This window comes from Bacillus sp. FSL R5-0416, assembly GCF_037975425.1.
Classification (GTDB): domain Bacteria; phylum Bacillota; class Bacilli; order Bacillales; family Bacillaceae; genus Bacillus; species Bacillus subtilis.
Genome location: NZ_CP150252.1, coordinates 3,919,926 through 3,937,344 on the forward strand (window position 1 = coordinate 3,919,926; position 17,419 = coordinate 3,937,344).

Annotated in this window: 17 protein-coding genes; 4 read left to right on the top strand and 13 right to left on the bottom strand. The window is 44.3% G+C overall.

Translation table 11 applies throughout. The features are described 5' to 3' along the window. Nucleotides 1-636 (bottom strand): permease prefix domain 1-containing protein, encoded by a 636-nt coding sequence (locus tag NYE20_RS20705; RefSeq protein ID WP_003227434.1) that lies wholly within the window; start codon nt 634-636, stop codon nt 1-3. Beyond that, nucleotides 629-967 carry a PadR family transcriptional regulator gene (locus NYE20_RS20710; protein ID WP_003227432.1) on the bottom strand — a complete coding sequence of 113 codons (339 nt, stop codon included), beginning with the start codon at nt 965-967 and terminating at the stop codon, nt 629-631. The genes NYE20_RS20705 and NYE20_RS20710 overlap by 8 nt, the downstream gene beginning before the upstream one ends. A 143-nt stretch (nt 968-1,110) precedes the next feature. Here NYE20_RS20710 and NYE20_RS20715 point away from each other — a divergent pair, with 143 nt between their 5' ends. After that, nucleotides 1,111-1,926, top strand: coding sequence for a bifunctional hydroxymethylpyrimidine kinase/phosphomethylpyrimidine kinase (locus NYE20_RS20715; protein ID WP_339183968.1), 816 nt, complete (start codon nt 1,111-1,113; stop codon nt 1,924-1,926). A gap of 89 nt (nt 1,927-2,015) precedes the next feature. Here NYE20_RS20715 and NYE20_RS20720 read toward each other — a convergent pair whose 3' ends face one another. The 3 genes from NYE20_RS20720 to scrA all read right to left on the bottom strand — a co-directional run bounded on the left by NYE20_RS20720 (nt 2,016) and on the right by scrA (nt 5,179). After that, nucleotides 2,016-2,264 (bottom strand): hypothetical protein, encoded by a 249-nt coding sequence (locus tag NYE20_RS20720; RefSeq protein ID WP_003243437.1) that lies wholly within the window; start codon nt 2,262-2,264, stop codon nt 2,016-2,018. A 93-nt stretch (nt 2,265-2,357) separates the two neighbouring features. Further along, nucleotides 2,358-3,797 (bottom strand): sucrose-6-phosphate hydrolase, encoded by a 1,440-nt coding sequence (gene sacA, locus NYE20_RS20725; RefSeq protein WP_041850386.1) that lies wholly within the window; start codon nt 3,795-3,797, stop codon nt 2,358-2,360. Next, nucleotides 3,794-5,179 (bottom strand): PTS system sucrose transporter subunit IIBC, encoded by a 1,386-nt coding sequence (gene scrA, locus NYE20_RS20730; RefSeq protein ID WP_029318665.1) that lies wholly within the window; start codon nt 5,177-5,179, stop codon nt 3,794-3,796. Before scrA ends, sacA begins: the two co-directional genes overlap by 4 nt. Nucleotides 5,180-5,480: 301 nt before the next feature. On the opposite strand from scrA, the gene NYE20_RS20735 reads away from it, so the two are divergent. Further along, the gene (locus tag NYE20_RS20735) at nt 5,481-6,251 is read left to right on the top strand and encodes a formate/nitrite transporter family protein (RefSeq protein WP_003243563.1); all 771 of its coding nucleotides are present in this window, start codon (nt 5,481-5,483) and stop codon (nt 6,249-6,251) included. Nucleotides 6,252-6,289: 38 nt separating this feature from the next. On the opposite strand, the gene sacT is transcribed toward NYE20_RS20735, so the two are convergent. Next, entirely contained in the window at nt 6,290-7,120 is an 831-nt protein-coding gene (gene sacT, locus NYE20_RS20740) for a sac operon transcriptional antiterminator SacT (protein ID WP_003227423.1), read from the bottom strand. 39 nt (nt 7,121-7,159) lie between these two features. Further along, on the bottom strand, nt 7,160-7,462 hold the full coding sequence (locus tag NYE20_RS20745; protein WP_003222155.1) for a hypothetical protein: 303 nt from the start codon (nt 7,460-7,462) through the stop codon (nt 7,160-7,162). A 529-nt stretch (nt 7,463-7,991) separates the two neighbouring features. Here NYE20_RS20745 and vpr point away from each other — a divergent pair. Next, the gene (gene vpr / locus NYE20_RS20750) at nt 7,992-10,412 is read left to right on the top strand and encodes a serine protease Vpr (protein WP_003227419.1); all 2,421 of its coding nucleotides are present in this window, start codon (nt 7,992-7,994) and stop codon (nt 10,410-10,412) included. A 37-nt stretch (nt 10,413-10,449) separates the two neighbouring features. On the opposite strand, the gene NYE20_RS20755 is transcribed toward vpr, so the two are convergent. The 3 genes from NYE20_RS20755 to rodA form a co-directional block, all read right to left on the bottom strand. Then, nucleotides 10,450-11,451: an LLM class flavin-dependent oxidoreductase gene (locus NYE20_RS20755; RefSeq protein ID WP_003244349.1), complete on the bottom strand. Its 1,002-nt coding sequence runs from the start codon at nt 11,449-11,451 to the stop codon at nt 10,450-10,452. Nucleotides 11,452-11,624: 173 nt separating this feature from the next. After that, nucleotides 11,625-12,374: an oxygen-insensitive NADPH nitroreductase gene (nfsA, locus tag NYE20_RS20760; RefSeq protein ID WP_014478349.1), complete on the bottom strand. Its 750-nt coding sequence runs from the start codon at nt 12,372-12,374 to the stop codon at nt 11,625-11,627. Between the two features lie 105 nt (nt 12,375-12,479). Further along, the gene (gene rodA / locus NYE20_RS20765) at nt 12,480-13,661 is read right to left on the bottom strand and encodes a cell shape-determining peptidoglycan glycosyltransferase RodA (RefSeq protein ID WP_003227413.1); all 1,182 of its coding nucleotides are present in this window, start codon (nt 13,659-13,661) and stop codon (nt 12,480-12,482) included. Between the two features lie 494 nt (nt 13,662-14,155). On the opposite strand from rodA, the gene ywcE reads away from it, so the two are divergent. After that, a complete protein-coding gene (gene ywcE, locus NYE20_RS20770; protein WP_003227411.1) occupies nt 14,156-14,419 on the top strand; it encodes a spore morphogenesis/germination protein YwcE in 264 nt (87 codons plus the stop codon). 41 nt (nt 14,420-14,460) lie between these two features. On the opposite strand, the gene qoxD is transcribed toward ywcE, so the two are convergent. The 3 genes from qoxD to qoxB are packed head-to-tail and all read right to left on the bottom strand — an operon-like array spanning nt 14,461 to nt 17,414. Then, entirely contained in the window at nt 14,461-14,835 is a 375-nt protein-coding gene (qoxD, locus tag NYE20_RS20775; RefSeq protein WP_003227410.1) for a cytochrome aa3 quinol oxidase subunit IV, read from the bottom strand. A gap of 1 nt (nt 14,836) precedes the next feature. Then, nucleotides 14,837-15,451, bottom strand: a complete 615-nt coding sequence (gene qoxC, locus NYE20_RS20780; RefSeq protein WP_003227409.1) for a cytochrome aa3 quinol oxidase subunit III — start codon at nt 15,449-15,451, stop codon at nt 14,837-14,839. Nucleotides 15,452-15,464: 13 nt separating this feature from the next. Further along, a complete protein-coding gene (qoxB, locus tag NYE20_RS20785; protein ID WP_003227407.1) occupies nt 15,465-17,414 on the bottom strand; it encodes a cytochrome aa3 quinol oxidase subunit I in 1,950 nt (649 codons plus the stop codon). Nucleotides 17,415-17,419 lie beyond the last annotated feature (5 nt).

Sequence of the window (17,419 nt, forward strand, 5' to 3'; positions counted from 1 at the left end):
TCAGACAAGCTGACGCCTGCCAATATAACAGCCCATTCGGCCAAATAACGGAAATAACAGCGTTGCAAAAGCACAAGTTCCAACAAACCAAGGTGTCAACAAGGATTGAAACAGCGCAGCAGGAATTACATTGAATAGAAAAACAAGCATAAAAATGACGTTTGGCACCATTGAGATCAGAATCGTATGTAGAACAAGCTTTTCTCCACGTTTTCCAAACTCCTTCACGCCTTGATACCCAATCAGCACCCAGTAGATCATATATGCAGCTAAGATCAGCCAAACAGAAACAGAAATGCCTTTCCATACTGCTTGAACAAACGGTGATTCAAGCCATACATGCATTATTGTAATCGCAATGCCGACAGCGAATAGGGCACTGTTACAGAAAAGATGGAACATCAAAAACGCACGGAACGTTACTGGCTGTATTTTCTTAAACGAAGAAACAATGTCAGTTGGTGTTCCAAACGCCTGCAATAAAGTCTGCATAGCTTCCTCCTCACTCTTTCCTTCCTGAAAAGAACGAAACAGATGATGTTCAATATGACTCTCAATCTCTTCTATCATCGCCTCACCCTCAGGAAGCCCTTTAAGCCCGCTTTTGATTTCGGATACATATGTTTCTTTATCCATTTTGTCCGCTCCACTTCAGTATTCGGTCCATCATGGCTGAAAATACGCTCCATTCCTTCGTGCGTTCCGCCAGCACTTCTTTGCCTTCGTCTGTAATCCGGTAATATTTGCGGTCCGGTCCTTTCTCCTGCTTCTCCCAGTAGGAAGAAATATATCCTTGGCGTTCAAGCTTGTGAAGAGAAGGATACAAGGTCCCTTCTTTCATCTGCAGTTCGTTTCCGCTGCGGCTTCCCATTTCTTTTACAAGCTCATAGCCGTACATCGGCCGCTCGTTCAGAAGCGTCAATACCAATATAACCGTGCTTCCCTTAACCAGCTCACGATTTAACATCTCAAAACCCCTACCTAGTTTTCTTATGTAGCATTTTACGAAAGCACCTTGAGATTGTCAAATGATTCCTATAGATCTTCTATATTGTGATACAGAGAAAATCTAACTATAATGAAAGACAAAACACGATGGAGGTTCAAGACATGTCTATGCACAAAGCACTCACCATTGCCGGCTCAGATTCCAGCGGCGGTGCTGGGATTCAAGCTGATTTAAAAACATTTCAAGAAAAAAACGTATACGGGATGACCGCCTTAACGGTGATCGTTGCGATGGACCCAAAAAACAGCTGGGACCATCAAGTATTCCCGATCGATACTGATACAATCCGCGCCCAGCTTGCAACAATTACGGACGGCATCGGTGTGGACGCCATGAAAACAGGAATGCTGCCAACCGTTGACATTATCGAGCTTGCGGCAAAAACGATCAAAGAAAAACAATTAAAAAATGTGGTAATTGACCCGGTTATGGTTTGCAAAGGTGCTAATGAAGTCCTTTATCCGGAGCACGCCCAAGCCCTGCGTGAGCAATTGGCTCCGCTAGCCACTGTCATTACGCCAAACTTGTTTGAAGCCAGCCAGCTCAGCGGCATGGATGAACTAAAAACAGTTGACGATATAATCGAAGCCGCGAAAAAAATTCACGCACTCGGCGCTCAATATGTCGTCATTACAGGCGGAGGCAAACTCAAACACGAGAAAGCCGTTGATGTTCTCTATGACGGACAAACAGCGGAAGTCCTTGAAAGCGAAATGATCGATACGCCTTATACACATGGCGCAGGCTGTACATTCTCAGCAGCCGTGACAGCGGAGCTTGCCAAAGGTGCGGAAGTCAAAGAAGCCATTTACGCAGCAAAAGAATTCATCACTGCTGCCATTAAAGAATCCTTCCCGCTAAACCAGTATGTTGGTCCTACGAAGCATTCTGCACTGCGCCTGAATCAACAATCATAAAAAAAGGGGCTGCCTTACAGAGAGGCAGCCCTTTTTAAATCACCGAAGACTTTTCACAGAAAAAACTGCCGATCCCATCGGCAGCCTGTTTATTTGATTTTTAAATTGTTTGCAGATTTCCTCAAAAATGTTTCTATCGACTGAACAAAAAGTGCATATTCCTTCATTTGTTCATATGCCCGCGTGAGAATTTCCGCCGTTTCACTGTGCGGCGTTGTTCCGCCAAGCATTTTTTTCAGCTGAAGCAGCACATCCTTATATTCTTCTCGCTTATCTTCAACTTGGTTAGCAGCCTTTTCCAAACATTCCGGTGTTATCTTCTGTTCATGTATATTCAAGAAAACAACTCCTTTTACAGAAAAAAATAGTAGGTTATCGTTGAAGAATAGCACAGATGGCTCAGATTTCACATAAGAAAATAGAAGGATTTTCTACATAAGTGTCCAAATTCCGACATTCATTTCAGATTTCCCGGTCGCACTGGCTGTTACTTCATGATTTCCCGGGAAAGGAAAATATCTTGCACTAAAGACCTCTTCTCCGTTATTGATAAAGATTTCCACAGATGACGCGTCGAGAAACATGTGTACGGTATGCAAATCCTTGATGCGGCAATGTCTCGCTTCTGTTCTTTTTCCGTCAAAGCTCTTTCGTTCCAGCGTAACAATCCCCTCGTCTTTATGGAAGGAAAACGTAGCCGTTCCGCGGATACTGATTGAAAAGCCAGACTCCGTATGAATGTCTTCCAGTAGAATCTCAGTTCTTTCAGGTTTTTCCACTGGAAGCGCACCAGATGATCCATGCATGTTGATGTGTATTTTTTTCTCATTTCTGCGCATGGCTTTTAGCTCAGGCAGCGGCTGCTGAATCAGCTTCTGGCCTGAAAGCGTCAGCTGTCTCGGCAGCGTCATGCAGTGAATCCAGTGGTAGTCAATGGTCGGATGGGACCCTTCATCCTGATCAGGCACCGCCATCCATGCAAACAAAATCCGCCTTCCCTGATCGTCTTCAAGTGTTTGCGGCGCGTAAAAATCAAAACCTTGATCAAGCTCCGTAAATTCACCATGCTTCAGTTCAGGCTTGTTATAATCGAGACGGCCGACAAAATAACCTGATTGATATACGTTCTGATAACGAAAACCGTCAGCCTCAAGCCCTTGAGGCGAAACAATCAGCACATCCGATCCTTGAAGGGAAAACAAATCAGGGCATTCCCACATGTATCCAAATTCGTCCAGCCCGTTGAAGCCCGCGCCGGTTATCGGGCCAAGAAATCTCCACTCACTCAGGTTATCAGAAGCAAACAATACAGCCTGCCCTTTCAAATTCTCTGTTTGCGCACCAATCACCATATACCATGTGCCTTCATGCTCCCATACCTTCGGATCGCGAAAATGCGCCGTGTATCCTTCAGGGAGGCGGGCGACGACACCCTTTTTCTCAAAGGACAGTCCGTCGTCAGATACAGCAAGGCATTGATACGTTTCCCGGTTTCCATCCTGATCCCTGACATTTCCTGTGTAAAACAGATAGAGCCGATCGTCTTTCGTGACAGCGCTGCCCGAGTAGCAGCCGTTTTTATCAAACCAATCACTCGGAGCCAGCGCAATCTCTTCCCGCTTCCAATTCACAACATCCTGTGTCGTATAATGCCCCCAAAATTTTGCGCCGTGCCCCGTCTGAAACGGCTGCCACTGAAAGAATACATGATAGCTGCCCTTCCAATAAATCACGCCATTCGGGTCATTCAGCAGCCCAACCGGCGGCATGATGTGAAAATGCTGGCGGTGCGGATCGCTGTTAGCGATGGGCTCTTTTTTCTCCACTTCTTCATAAGCCCGGCGACGAAGCTCCTGGTCATGTGCTGTCATTTTTTCCTCTCCTCATCCTCATTAATCTTCATGACAAATGCTGCAATGAACGCTGACACTGCCGCAATCGCCATGCCAATCAGATAGTGAATCAAGTTGCTGACGCCAAACGGAGCCGCAATGGCGATCATCGGAATTCCCGTTAACCCGTAAGCGTTTGCAGCTACATGTGTAAAGACGACATATGCCCCACCCAATGCGCCTCCGATCATCGCAGCGATAAACGGTTTTCGGTAGCGAAGATTGACTCCGAATATGACGGGCTCAGTAATGCCGAGAAAAGCGGAAAATGCTGCCGGAAGCGCGATTTCTTTTGTCTTTGCCTTTTTCGCCATAAAGAAGACGGCAAGACCTGCCCCGCCCTGTGCGACATTCGCCATTGACCAGATCGGCAGTAAGTAGTTTTTGCCTATATCTGCAATAAGCCCAGCCTCAATCGCATGGAAGCTGTGATGAACACCTGTCAGCACGATGAGTGAATACGTGCCCCCGAAAATCAAACCTGCCACAAAACCGGCATGGTCATACACATAAGTTAAAGCAACCGTAATCCCGGAGCCAAGCGCTCTTCCCAGAGGGCCAATCGCGATAAAAGCAACAAACCCGGTGACAATTACAGTAACAAAAGGTGTAACAAGCAAATCTACCGCATGCGGAACCACTTTTCTCGTCCATTTCTCTACCTTGCTCATCACATACACCGCAAGCAGGACAGGGATGACAGTTCCCTGATAGCCTAGAAGCGCGATATCAAATCCAAAAAGATGCATATAATCAGGTGTCGCTTCAGCCAAACCCCATGGATTCAAAAGGTTTGGATGAATCATGATTCCCCCAATGACCGCTCCCAAGTACGGGTTGCTGCCAAATTCTTTTGAAGCGCTTACTCCGATTAGAATCGGCAAGAAAATGAATGCTGCACTTGAAAACATATCAAGCAGCTGAAAAACTGCAGAATCCTTGCTCATCCAATGAAACGCATTGATCATACCCAGCAATCCCATTAACAGGCCGCTGGCCACAATAGCCGGGATAATTGGGACAAAAATATTAGAAAGCGTTTTCGCAAATCTCGCAGCGGGATTCAGCTTTTCTTTTGCCGCATCCTGATGATTGACGTGTTCTTCACGCTCGATATCAGCTTCTTTAGAAAAGGCATCGAATACTTTATTCACAAGGCCTGTTCCGAAAATGATCTGGTACTGGCCAGAGCTGCTGAAAGCCCCTTTAACGCCATCAAGCTCTTCTACTTGTGCTTGATCTATCTTTGATTCATCTTTCATCACTAAACGCAGTCTTGTTGCACAATGAGCCGCGCTGATAATATTTTCTTTCCCTCCGAGAAGCTCAATGAGGCGTTTTGCAGTCTCTTTGTAATCCATCTATTTCTCCCCCTTTTATTTAAACAAAAAAGACCTAAAATTCGCCAACGAATAAAGGACACAGCGATCCTTTTTCATTTACGCAAATTTTAGGTCTTGCCTGCTTTACCAGTCACAATCCCGCTTATTCAGATTAAGAATACGCTTTCATCATAAATCATGATAGCGTTTTCGTCAACTATTTTTTTAGTTAAATAGTTTGATATAACATGTAGACAAAAATTCGTAAAAATTAATTGTGAAATACTTCACAATATCGTGCTATACTATGCTCAATCATGAAAGAAAGCAGGAAAAGACAATGGAAACTCAAGCATTACAAAAGGTTGAACAGTATGCTTTGAAAAAACAAAACATATTCGCTTCAAGCAAAATCCGTTATGTGCTTCGGTCCATTTTGGCCAGTATATTTATTGGTTTTGGCATTACAGCCGCAAGCAAAACAGGCAGCTATTTCTTTATGGCTGATTCTCCGTTTGCCTTTCCGGCAGCCGCTGTCACTTTCGGGGCCGCTATTCTGATGATTGCTTACGGAGGCGGAGATTTATTTACCGGCAACACCTTTTATTTCACCTATACCGCGCTCCGGAAAAAAATCAGCTGGCGCGACACCCTATACTTGTGGATGTCAAGCTATGCCGGCAATTTAATCGGCGCCATTCTGTTTGCCATCCTGATCAGCGCGACGGGACTTTTTGAGGAGCCTTCTGTTCATTCCTTTTTGATTCATTTGGCAGAGCACAAAATGGAGCCGCCGGCTTCCGAATTGTTTTTCAGAGGAATGCTGTGCAATTGGCTTGTGTGCCTCGCCTTTTTCATTCCAATGTCTCTCAAAGGGGAAGGAGCAAAGCTTTTTACCATGATGCTTTTCGTTTTCTGCTTCTTTATTTCCGGCTTTGAACACAGCATTGCCAATATGTGCACATTCGCCATCTCGCTTTTGATCGAGCACCCTGATACAGTGACACTGATGGGAGCAGTCAGAAACTTAATCCCCGTTACGCTCGGCAATCTGACCGCGGGAATAGTTATGATGGGCTGGATGTACTACACACTGAATCCTGATCAATAAAAAAACTTCCAGAGATCACTCCCTGCAAGTCAAAGCGGTTATTCCGAGAGATCTTGAAGACGCTGGACATGCAGCGTGATATAGCCGGCCTCGGATTCCGGCAAATGTAATTGATATTCATTTTTCAAAAACTCCGCCAGCTCCAGCGCACATTGATAGGCGAATGAATACTTTTTTTGGATGAAATAAAGCATCTCCTCGTCCATACGATGGAGCGCTTCATTTGATTCCAACCGGCTGACCGCGTATCGCAAATGCGTGACAAGGCGTTGATAGGAAATGCTGTTTTCATCCACCTTTCGATTAAAGTATTGTTCTATTTTCTCTATCATTTCTTTGATCATGGTCGTATGCTTCAGCGCTGAATACATGCTCTCCGCATCCATCTTCGCCGTATGGATGTGAAGGGCAATATAACCCGCTTCATCTTCAGGCAGAGACACGCCCAATGTCTCTTTTACATGTCCGATCGCCCACAGGCCGATCTCATATTCTTTTTTATAGAGCGCCTTTATCTCATGCAGCAATTTATTCTGCACAAGCAGCCCATTTTGAATCCTTTCGATCGCAAAGGACAAATGGTCGGAAAGCGCGATATGAATGTGATCGCTCAGCGGCGCCGCGAGCTCTCCTTCCGCATAGCTGATGATATCCTCAGCTATTTCTATATGCTCCTCCGGCAGTGTTTGCAGGATTTGTTTGAACTTTTCATTCTCGTCGCGCACGACAAAGATCTTTTCCACTTTATTCATAGGGATGAGATCATTTTTCTTTTTTTGAAAAGCGATTCCCGGTCCCATCACGATTTTTTCCTGATCATCCTCTTTTATTAAAGCCGCATTGTTGTTTAATACTTTATAGATTTTCAAGAGGTTATCTCTCCCGCCAATTTGCTTTTGACTGGGATTTTACCTCCTTTTGACCGCCATGTAAAGATGCGGGCCCGCTCTCTCCTGCTTTGGCGATTCCTTGAAGGCTTGCAAACATCTTCTTTTATAAAGCGCGGCGGCTTTCGCTTTCTGCTTTTCTTCCTCATTCACAGCCATCCGCCATTCATAAAACGAAACGAGTCCTGCGGCCTGCACAGCCGCCTTTCTTTGGTATGTACGCTGAGCCGAATAGACCGCGGCAGCCGCAGTTTTTCTGTCCGGCGTCACCCAGTTCATCAAAAAGACCATCCACACCCGTAAAGATACAAGCAAACGTTTCATAGAAAAACATCCCTCCGCTTCTTTTTGGCAGGCAGCCTTTTTAGCAGCCCGTTTTCTCAGCCGCAGCCCGCAAGAAAAGACGGCCGATTTCTTTTCTCGCAAACTAGCGGCTCTAGCAAAACTCATGACTCTATGATAGACCGTGGAAAGAGAATTCTTTGTCACAATATGAGTGAAAAAACCAACTAGTTTTTAGAAGTTTTGTTGAAAGCTGAAAGAATTGAAATGAAAATTGGAGAACCGCTTTGAAAACTTTATACACAAGTTATCCCAAAGATAAGAACAACTTAATCACAAGAGATATCCACATGTCCACAAACTCTATCTATATTTTGTATACGAACGTATATTCCTAACTATATATATACACAGGTTTATTCACTTATACACAGGGTTCTGTGTATAACTCCTTCGTTATACACAAACAAAATCCAATAAATGGTCCAAATGACACAAGGATTTTTTTGAATTTTCAAGAAATATATACTAGATCTTTCACATTTTTTCTAAATACAAAGGGGGAAACACATTGAAAAAGGGGATCATTCGCTTTCTGCTTGTAAGTTTCGTCTTATTTTTTGCGTTATCCACAGGCATTACGGGCGTTCAGGCAGCTCCGGCTTCTTCAAAAACGTCGGCTGATCTGGAAAAAGCCGAGGTATTCGGTGATATCGATATGACGACAAGCAAAAAAACAACCGTTATAGTGGAATTAAAAGAAAAATCCTTGGCAGAAGCGAAGGAAGCGGGAGAAAGCCAATCGAAAAGCAAGCTGAAAACCGCTCGCACCAAAGCAAAAAACAAAGCAATCAAAGCAGTGAAAAACGGAAAAGTAAACCGGGAATATGAGCAGGTATTCTCAGGCTTCTCTATGAAGCTTCCAGCTAATGAGATTCCAAAACTTCTAGCGGTAAAAGACGTTAAGGCAGTGTACCCGAACGTCACATATAAAACAGACAATATGAAGGATAAAGACGTCACAATCTCCGAAGACGCCGTATCTCCGCAAATGGATGACAGTGCGCCTTATATCGGAGCAAACGATGCATGGGATTTAGGCTACACAGGAAAAGGCATCAAGGTGGCGATTATTGACACTGGGGTTGAATACAATCACCCAGATCTGAAGAAAAACTTTGGACAATATAAAGGATACGATTTTGTGGACAATGATTACGATCCAAAAGAAACACCAACCGGCGATCCGAGGGGCGAGGCAACAGACCATGGCACACACGTAGCCGGAACTGTGGCTGCAAACGGAACGATTAAAGGCGTAGCGCCTGATGCCACACTTCTTGCTTATCGTGTGTTAGGGCCTGGCGGAAGCGGCACAACGGAAAACGTCATCGCGGGCGTGGAACGTGCAGTGCAGGACGGGGCAGATGTGATGAACCTGTCTCTCGGAAACTCTTTAAACAACCCGGACTGGGCGACAAGCACAGCGCTTGACTGGGCCATGTCAGAAGGCGTTGTCGCTGTTACCTCAAACGGCAACAGCGGACCGAACGGCTGGACAGTCGGATCGCCGGGCACATCAAGAGAAGCGATTTCTGTCGGTGCGACTCAGCTGCCGCTCAATGAATACGCCGTCACTTTCGGCTCCTACTCTTCAGCAAAAGTGATGGGCTACAACAAAGAGGACGACGTCAAAGCGCTCAATAACAAAGAAGTTGAGCTTGTCGAAGCGGGAATCGGCGAAGCAAAGGATTTTGAAGGGAAAGACCTGACAGGCAAAGTCGCCGTTGTCAAACGAGGCAGCATTGCATTTGTGGATAAAGCGGATAACGCTAAAAAAGCCGGTGCAATCGGCATGGTTGTGTATAACAACCTCTCTGGAGAAATTGAAGCCAATGTGCCAGGCATGTCTGTCCCAACGATTAAGCTTTCATTAGAAGACGGCGAAAAACTCGTCAGCGCCCTGAAAGCTGGTGAGACAAAAACAACATTCAAGTTGACGGTCTCAAAAGCGCTCGGTGAACAAGTCGCTGATTTCTCATCACGCGGCCCTGTTATGGATACGTGGATGATTAAGCCTGATATTTCCGCGCCAGGGGTCAATATCGTGAGCACGATCCCAACACACGATCCTGACCATCCATACGGCTACGGATCAAAACAAGGAACAAGCATGGCATCGCCTCATATTGCCGGAGCGGTTGCCGTTATTAAACAAGCCAAACCAAAGTGGAGCGTTGAACAGATTAAAGCCGCCATCATGAATACCGCTGTCACTTTAAAGGATAGCGATGGGGAAGTATATCCGCATAACGCTCAAGGCGCAGGCAGCGCAAGAATCATGAACGCAATCAAAGCCGATTCGCTCGTCTCACCTGGAAGCTATTCATACGGCACGTTCTTGAAGGAAAACGGAAACGAAACAAAAAATGAAACGTTTACGATTGAAAATCAATCTTCCATTAGAAAGTCATACACACTTGAATACTCATTTAATGGCAGCGGCATTTCCACATCCGGCACAAGCCGTGTTGTGATTCCGGCACATCAAACCGGGAAAGCCACTGCAAAAGTAAAGGTCAATACGAAGAAAACAAAAGCTGGCACCTATGAAGGAACGGTTATCGTCAGAGAAGGCGGAAAAACGGTCGCTAAGGTACCTACATTGCTGATTGTGAAAGAGCCCGATTATCCGAGAGTCACATCTGTCTCTGTCAGCGAAGGGTCTGTACAAGGTACCTATCAAATTGAAACCTACCTTCCTGCGGGAGCGGAAGAGCTGGCGTTCCTCGTCTATGACAGCAACCTTGATTTCGCAGGCCAAGCCGGCATTTATAAAAACCAAGATAAAGGTTACCAGTACTTTGACTGGGACGGCACGATTAATGGCGGAACCAAACTTCCGGCCGGAGAGTATTACTTGCTCGCATATGCCGCGAACAAAGGCAAGTCAAGCCAGGTTTTGACCGAAGAACCTTTCACTGTTGAATAAGAAAAAGCCCTGCCGATTCGGCAGGGCTTTTTAAAGATCAGTCAGCAAACGCCTCCTGCAATAAGCGATACGATCGGAGCTTATCTTCAAAATGATGCGTAATGGTCACCACCATGATTTCCTCTGTTTCATACGCGTTACTCAAAGCTAACAGCCGCTCCTTAACCTGTTCTTTCGTACCAACAATCATTCGATTTCGATTATCAGCAATTCGTCTCTGTTCATAAGGAGAATACGTATTTTTCCGAACAGCTTCATACGAAGGAACTCCCTCTAAAGGAATACCCTGCTCTCCCGCCAAAAGTGTAAAATCAAGCACAGCCCCAAGCTCCTCTGCCTTCTCCTCCGTGTCAGCACAAAGAACAAAAACAGCAACTGCCGCTCGAGGCGTATCTCCTAACACAGACGGTTTGAATCGCCTCTTATACTGTCTGACAGTACCCTCTCCGCCCTCTCCATTGATAAAATGGGCAAACATATAGCCAGCGCCAGATTCAGCTGCGAGCAGCGCGCTTTCTCCAGATGAGCCGAGCAGCCACACATCCGGAGCCGTTGAAATATGCGGCGCAGCGGTCAGATTCGGAAAACGGTGTTTGTCATCCGCCAAATCATGCAAATACATGGTCAGCTCCTTAATTTGCTGCGGATACTGATCAGCATTGCGCTTACCACCGTCATTCAGCGCCCATGATGCAATCGGCATTCCCCCCGGTGCTCTGCCAAGCCCCAGGTCAATTCTTCCTGGTGTCAGCCCCTCCAGAACACGAAAGTTTTCAGCTACTTTATAAGCACTGTAATGCGGCAGCATGACTCCTCCTGATCCAACACGAATTCGCTTTGTTTTCGCTGCTATATGACTGATTAGCACCTCAGGACTGGACCCTGCCAGCCGTTTTGAAAAGTGATGCTCAGAAACCCAAAATCTCTTATATCCAAGGTCCTCAGCAGCTTGGGCAAGCGCAACGGTTTGCTGTAAGGCCGTTTCTGCATTGCTGCCCTCTGATACTGGAGATTGATCTAATATACTTAATGAAACCATCCCTACCACCTCATCCTCATCGTATCACTGATCCCCTATTTTTTCTCCAAAGCCGCTCACACTGCTTATCAGTGTCCCCTATCATTCGCCATTTATTTGTGAAAGCATGTCCCTATTTGTCGGAATATGTTACACGTGAAACATAAAAACCCCTCCAGACGGAGAGGTTTGCTTTAGTTTTTATTAAAGCCCTTTTCTTTCACGTAGTCATTTAAATACGTACGCGGCTTTTGCTTCATAAAGTTCAGTATTTGATCGGACCACGTTTCTTCCCGCTGCCCGTTTGTTCTTTCTCTATAGTAATCAGAAATGGTTTTGTCATACGTATTCATAGTATGACGGAAATCGTCTGTGTTCACATTATACGTATTTTCATGATAAACGGCCTGCTTTGGCAATCTCGGTTTTTTGCCGGAAAGGTTCGCAGGATGGCCTACTGCCAGTCCGAAAAGCGGGAGCACATGGTCAGGCGTTTGCAGCACCTCTGTCACCTTGTCCAATTCATTCCGAATGCCGCCGATATAGCAAATGCCAAGCCCCATGGATTCAGCGGCAATGCTCATATTTTGCGCTGCCAGCGCCGCATCAATCAAGCTAACCATAAACATTTCTGTATTCTCGAGCAGCTCAGAAATATGTTCACCTTTTTCCTCAGCCAGTTGTTGATGGCGGTACAAATCCGCACAAAATACAAAAAAGTGTCCGTTCTTCTCAACGTAAGGCTGATTCCCAGCAAGCACCGACAGCTCACGTTTTTTCTCAGGATCAGAAACCCCGATAATCGAATATGCCTGCACATAGCTGGATGTAGACGCAGCCTGCGCACTTTTCACTAATGTATCAATTTCTTCAGCTGTCAAAAGCTGATCAGTAAAAGACCGGATTGACCGATGATTCAAAATGGTTTCGATTGTGTTATTCATCACAAAAACCTCCTTATCACTTTTTATCATATCCGAAAAAAAGTGATCTCAAAAGTGAAATGCTCTGCACAAAAAAAGACAGCCTCTGTAAAGGCTGTCTGCATATCAAGAATTAAAAAGATAACTTCTGTATTTCGTCAGCTGCACACTTGCATTATATACAATCCCAAATCCGATTAACGTGGAAAGTGTCGAGCTTCCCCCATAGCTGACAAACAGCAGCGGAATCCCGGTAACAGGCATAATGCCAATGTTCATTCCGATATTCTGGAATGTGTGGATCACAATTAACGCCGTATAGCCAACGCAAAAGAAAGAAGCGAAACGGTTAAACGGATGTATTTTATCTATCAGAACGACAAGCCTGTAGATTAAAAAGAAGAACATGATGACAACAATTGCACAGCCTATAAAGCCAAATGACTCACCTATTATAGAAAAGATAAAGTCAGTCGTACTCTCTGGAACATAAACCTTCAAATTAGAAATACCATTCCCTAAAATACCACCAGATCCTATTGCCATAATGGCCTGGTCAACTTGCCAGCTGTCATTTGAATCTTCCTGTGTCTCATTTGAAGCAGACACCCAAGAAGTGACCCGCTTAATTTGATAATCCTGTATTCCAACTGATTTAGCAACGTCAGGAAAGTTTATCATTACTAATAAAATTAATGAAATGAGTAAGATACCTGAACCAGCTATGATCGCAATCAATTTCCAATTTATCCCTGACATAAAAACCATTACAAGAACGATAAACATACATATTCCCGCAGTCCCAGCATCCTGCATCAAGATAAGACCTACAGGAATAACTGCGACACCCGCAATCTTTAATAACAAGTGGATATCATCCCTAAGCGTCCGAACTCCTTTAGGATTTGCTTTTCCAATAACTGAAGCAAGCATCATAATCAAACCAACCTTCATAAACTCTGACGGCTGTATTGTTATTCTACCGATCCTAAACCAACTTTTTGCCCCTTTAATAACAGGTGCAATAGACTCGGGACTGATTTTAAGAATAATCAAAGATAAAATACCAATGATAAAAATATATAAACTTAACTTTTCAAGCTGTTCTAAATCAAAGTACAAAAGAACTGTAATGGCAACAGCCCCCAAAAGATAAAACACAATTTGCTGAATCCAATCCGTGTTCCCATACTGCCCAAACTGACCGGCAGCATAAATTGATACTACGCTTATAATAAAAAACACACCAAATATAAAAATCAAATCCCCCTGGTAAAAGGGGCTTTGCTGTTTCTTATATCGACTCATTCTATCCCGCCTTACATTTTCATCGGAAAATCACTAATGTTTATTATACATGAACCACGTTCAAGATGACACGTGAAGCTCGCTTCCTTTTATGTTTTTTCAGCATTTGCGGCGCTTTTTCAGCTACACGAAATATGACGTATCATAAACCGAAATGTTTCGATTGACACAAAACTTTTCAAATGAAAAAAACGCCATACCAAAAGAATTTGTTAAAAAACGAATGCGATAATGTGTTATGTTCCCAAATAATGTATACCTCATAAGAAACAGCTAAAAATTCAGAGCCCCATGCCCATACATTCTCCTAGCACATTAAACAAAAAAAATAAGACGATAGATCCAGTCCATTTCTGCAAAAACACGTATCAATTTCTGGAAAACATGGTATAATAATTGTAACAGAATGTTCAAAAAACAATCACAAAACAGACACAACTCAGTTCCTCTATTTCATTTTTGTAAACGTTATCACAAAATGAAAGGAGACGGGTATGATGGACATGTTTTTTGCTTACTTATTGGTTGCCAGCGCAACGCCTCTCTTTATTTGGCTTGATAACAAAAAAGTCGCACTCTCAGCTATTCCGCCAATCATCTTAATGTGGGTATTCTTCTTCTTTTACGCAACAGAAAGCCTTTCTCCACTAGGACACACTCTCATGATTATCTTGTTTGCCGTCAACGTCATTGTCGCTCATATCGCCGCATTTATCATTTACGGCCTTCCGTATCTTCGCAGAAAGCGAAGCAGCTGAAGACAGCAAAAAACCCTCTTCCAATGAAGAGGGTTTTTGTATTATTCGTTATGGCCTGAATGCTCTGAGTGTTCAGCGCCTCCAGGAGGATTTCCGTCCATATGGTCACCATGGTGATAGTGAGCCGCAAAAATCCAGATGGATCCAAGTACGATAACGATCGCGCCAAAGAATCCGAACAGCGTGTTTCCGACTTGGATCGTGCCGTTTTCGCTCTCTGTCATATGCATGAACATGAGAAGCTGCAGCGCCGCCTGAATGAAGGCGAAGCCGAAGATTATCCAAAGTTTTGCTGATGAGCTCAGGTCAGTATACACTGCAACCCATAGAGCCAGCAGGGTCAAAACGATAGACAGGATAAAACCTACAATGTGTTTCCATGGAAAGTGACTGTGTTCAGCAGATTTGTTTGCCATTTTACAGACCCCCCAATCCCATGAGATAGACACCTGTAAAGATGAAAATCCATACAACATCTAAGAAGTGCCAGTACAAGCTTGAGATAAAGATTTTAGATGAAGTTTGCGGAGTTAAGCCGCGTTTCTTCAACTGAATCAGAATTCCTGTGATCCAGAAAATCCCGATTGTTACGTGAGTTCCGTGAGTTCCAAGTAAAACAAAGAATCCAGACCAGAACGCACTTGTACTGAGAGCCGCTCCTTCATGTACATAGTGAACAAACTCGTTGATCTCGCATCCGACGAAGCCGGCACCGAGAAGAAGAGTGATAATTGTCCAAATGACTACGCCTTTTAAACTTCCGCGGCGCATTTCATGAACAGCGATCCCGCAGGTAAAGCTGCTGATCAGCAGCAAGAACGTCATAATCATTACCAGATTGACTTCAAATAGTTCGTCTGGCAAGACACCTCCAGCTGTTCTGTTTTTAAGAACGAAGAAGGTTGCAAATAGTGTTGAGAACAACACAATTTCTGCCCCTAAAAAGATCCAAAACCCGAGAATATTAAGTCTGCCGGTTTCAGATTGATATTCCATAGGCGCGTTAGAATTGCCGTGTTCTGCATGTTCCATAACTCACGCCTCCTTATTCGGAAATCTTTCTTTCCGTCTCTTTTATTTCATCAACACTAATGTAGTAGCCGTTGTCGTATTCGAATGAACGCAGAACCATGCAGAGCAGGACTCCGATCAATCCGACTACGCCCATCCAGTACCATTCAAATACCAGTCCAAAGCCAGCGAGACCGAAGGCAACAGACATAAAGAACGGTCTGCCTGAGTTGCTTGGCATATGGATTTTCTTGAATTTGCTTTCAGGGTATAATTCAGTTTTTTCTTCTTTCATATGCAGGAATGCATCTTGAGATTTGACTTCAGGAAGCACCGCAAAGTTGTAATGCGGCGGAATCGCAGAAGAAGTCGCCCAATCAAGCGTACGTCCCACACCCCATGAATCTCCGCTGATTTCACGAGTAGAGTAACGGAAGCTGTAGTAGATGTTATAGCAAAGGATTAAGAATCCTACACCCATCATGAAAGCTCCGACAGTTGAGATAAAGTTCAATGTTGTCCAGCCGTCGTTCGGTCCGTATGTGTAAATACGGCGAGGCATGCCTTGAAGCCCCAAGAAATATTGCGGGAAGAAACAAATATTGAACCCGATCATAAAGATCCAGAAGAACCATTTTCCGATTCTTTCGTTCAGCTTGTGGCCGAACATTTTTGGATACCAGAAAATAAATCCGGCGAAACAAGCAAATACAGTACCCGCGATCAGCACATAGTGGAAGTGAGATACAAGGAAGTACGTATTATGGTATTGATAATCCGCTGCTGCCATCGCAAGCATAACCCCTGTAACCCCGCCGATAACGAAGTTAGGAATGAACGCAAGCGCCCACAGCATAGGTGTTGTAAAGCTGATTCGGCCTTTATACATTGTAAAGAGCCAGTTAAAGATTTTAACCCCGGTTGGGATTGAGATTGCCATTGTCGTAATTGAGAAGAATGAGTTAACGGACGCACTGTTCCCCATTGTGAAGAAGTGGTGAGTCCAAACTAAGAAACTCAATACAGAGATGGCGATAATAGAACCAACCATCGCTTTGTAACCAAACAATTGTTTTCTTGCAAAGCTTGAGATGATTTCTGAGAAAATACCAAACGCCGGAAGAATAACGATATATACTTCAGGATGTCCCCAAATCCAGAACAAGTTAGCCCAAAGCATCGGCATACCGCCTGCTTCCAATGTAAAAAAGTGAGCGCCGAACAAACGATCAAATGATAAAAGTGCTAATGCTACTGTAAGTACAGGGAAAGCAAACACGATAATAACCATTGTGATCAGTGTTGTCCATGTGAACATTGGCATACGCATTAATGTCATGCCTTTTGTTCTCATTTTTAAGATTGTTACCATAAAGTTGATCCCTGTCATCAGGGTACCGATACCGGCAATCTGAAGTCCGAGGAGGTAGTAGTTCTCACCCGGCCCAGGGCTCATGTCGTTACTTGCAAGCGGCATATAACTCGTCCAGCCTGCGTTCGGAGAACCTCCGATAACGAAAGAAATATTGAAAAGCATCGCCCCTACAAAGAACGTCCAGAAGCTTAGGTTGTTCAAGTAAGGGAACGCAACGTCGCGGGCACCGATTTGAAGAGGTACAACAACGTTGATAAGACCGATTAAGAACGGCATCGCCATGAAGATGATCATGATTGTACCGTGAGTTGTAAAAATTTCATTATAGTGGTTTGAGTCTAAAAAACTGTTATTCGGAAGCGCTAGCTGGGCACGCATCATCAGACCGTCGACACCGCCGCGGAATAACATAATTACAGCAGATATAATGTACATGATTCCGAGTTTTTTATGGTCAACAGTAGTTATCCATTCAGACCACAGCCATTTCCACTTTTTGAAGTAAGTCAGTACAAAAATAATGGCAATGGTTGAAAGCGCAATGGAAACTTGTGCGCCCAGAATTAATGGGTCACCAGTTACGAAAAATTCGTCCCATTTGAATTTCATGCAGG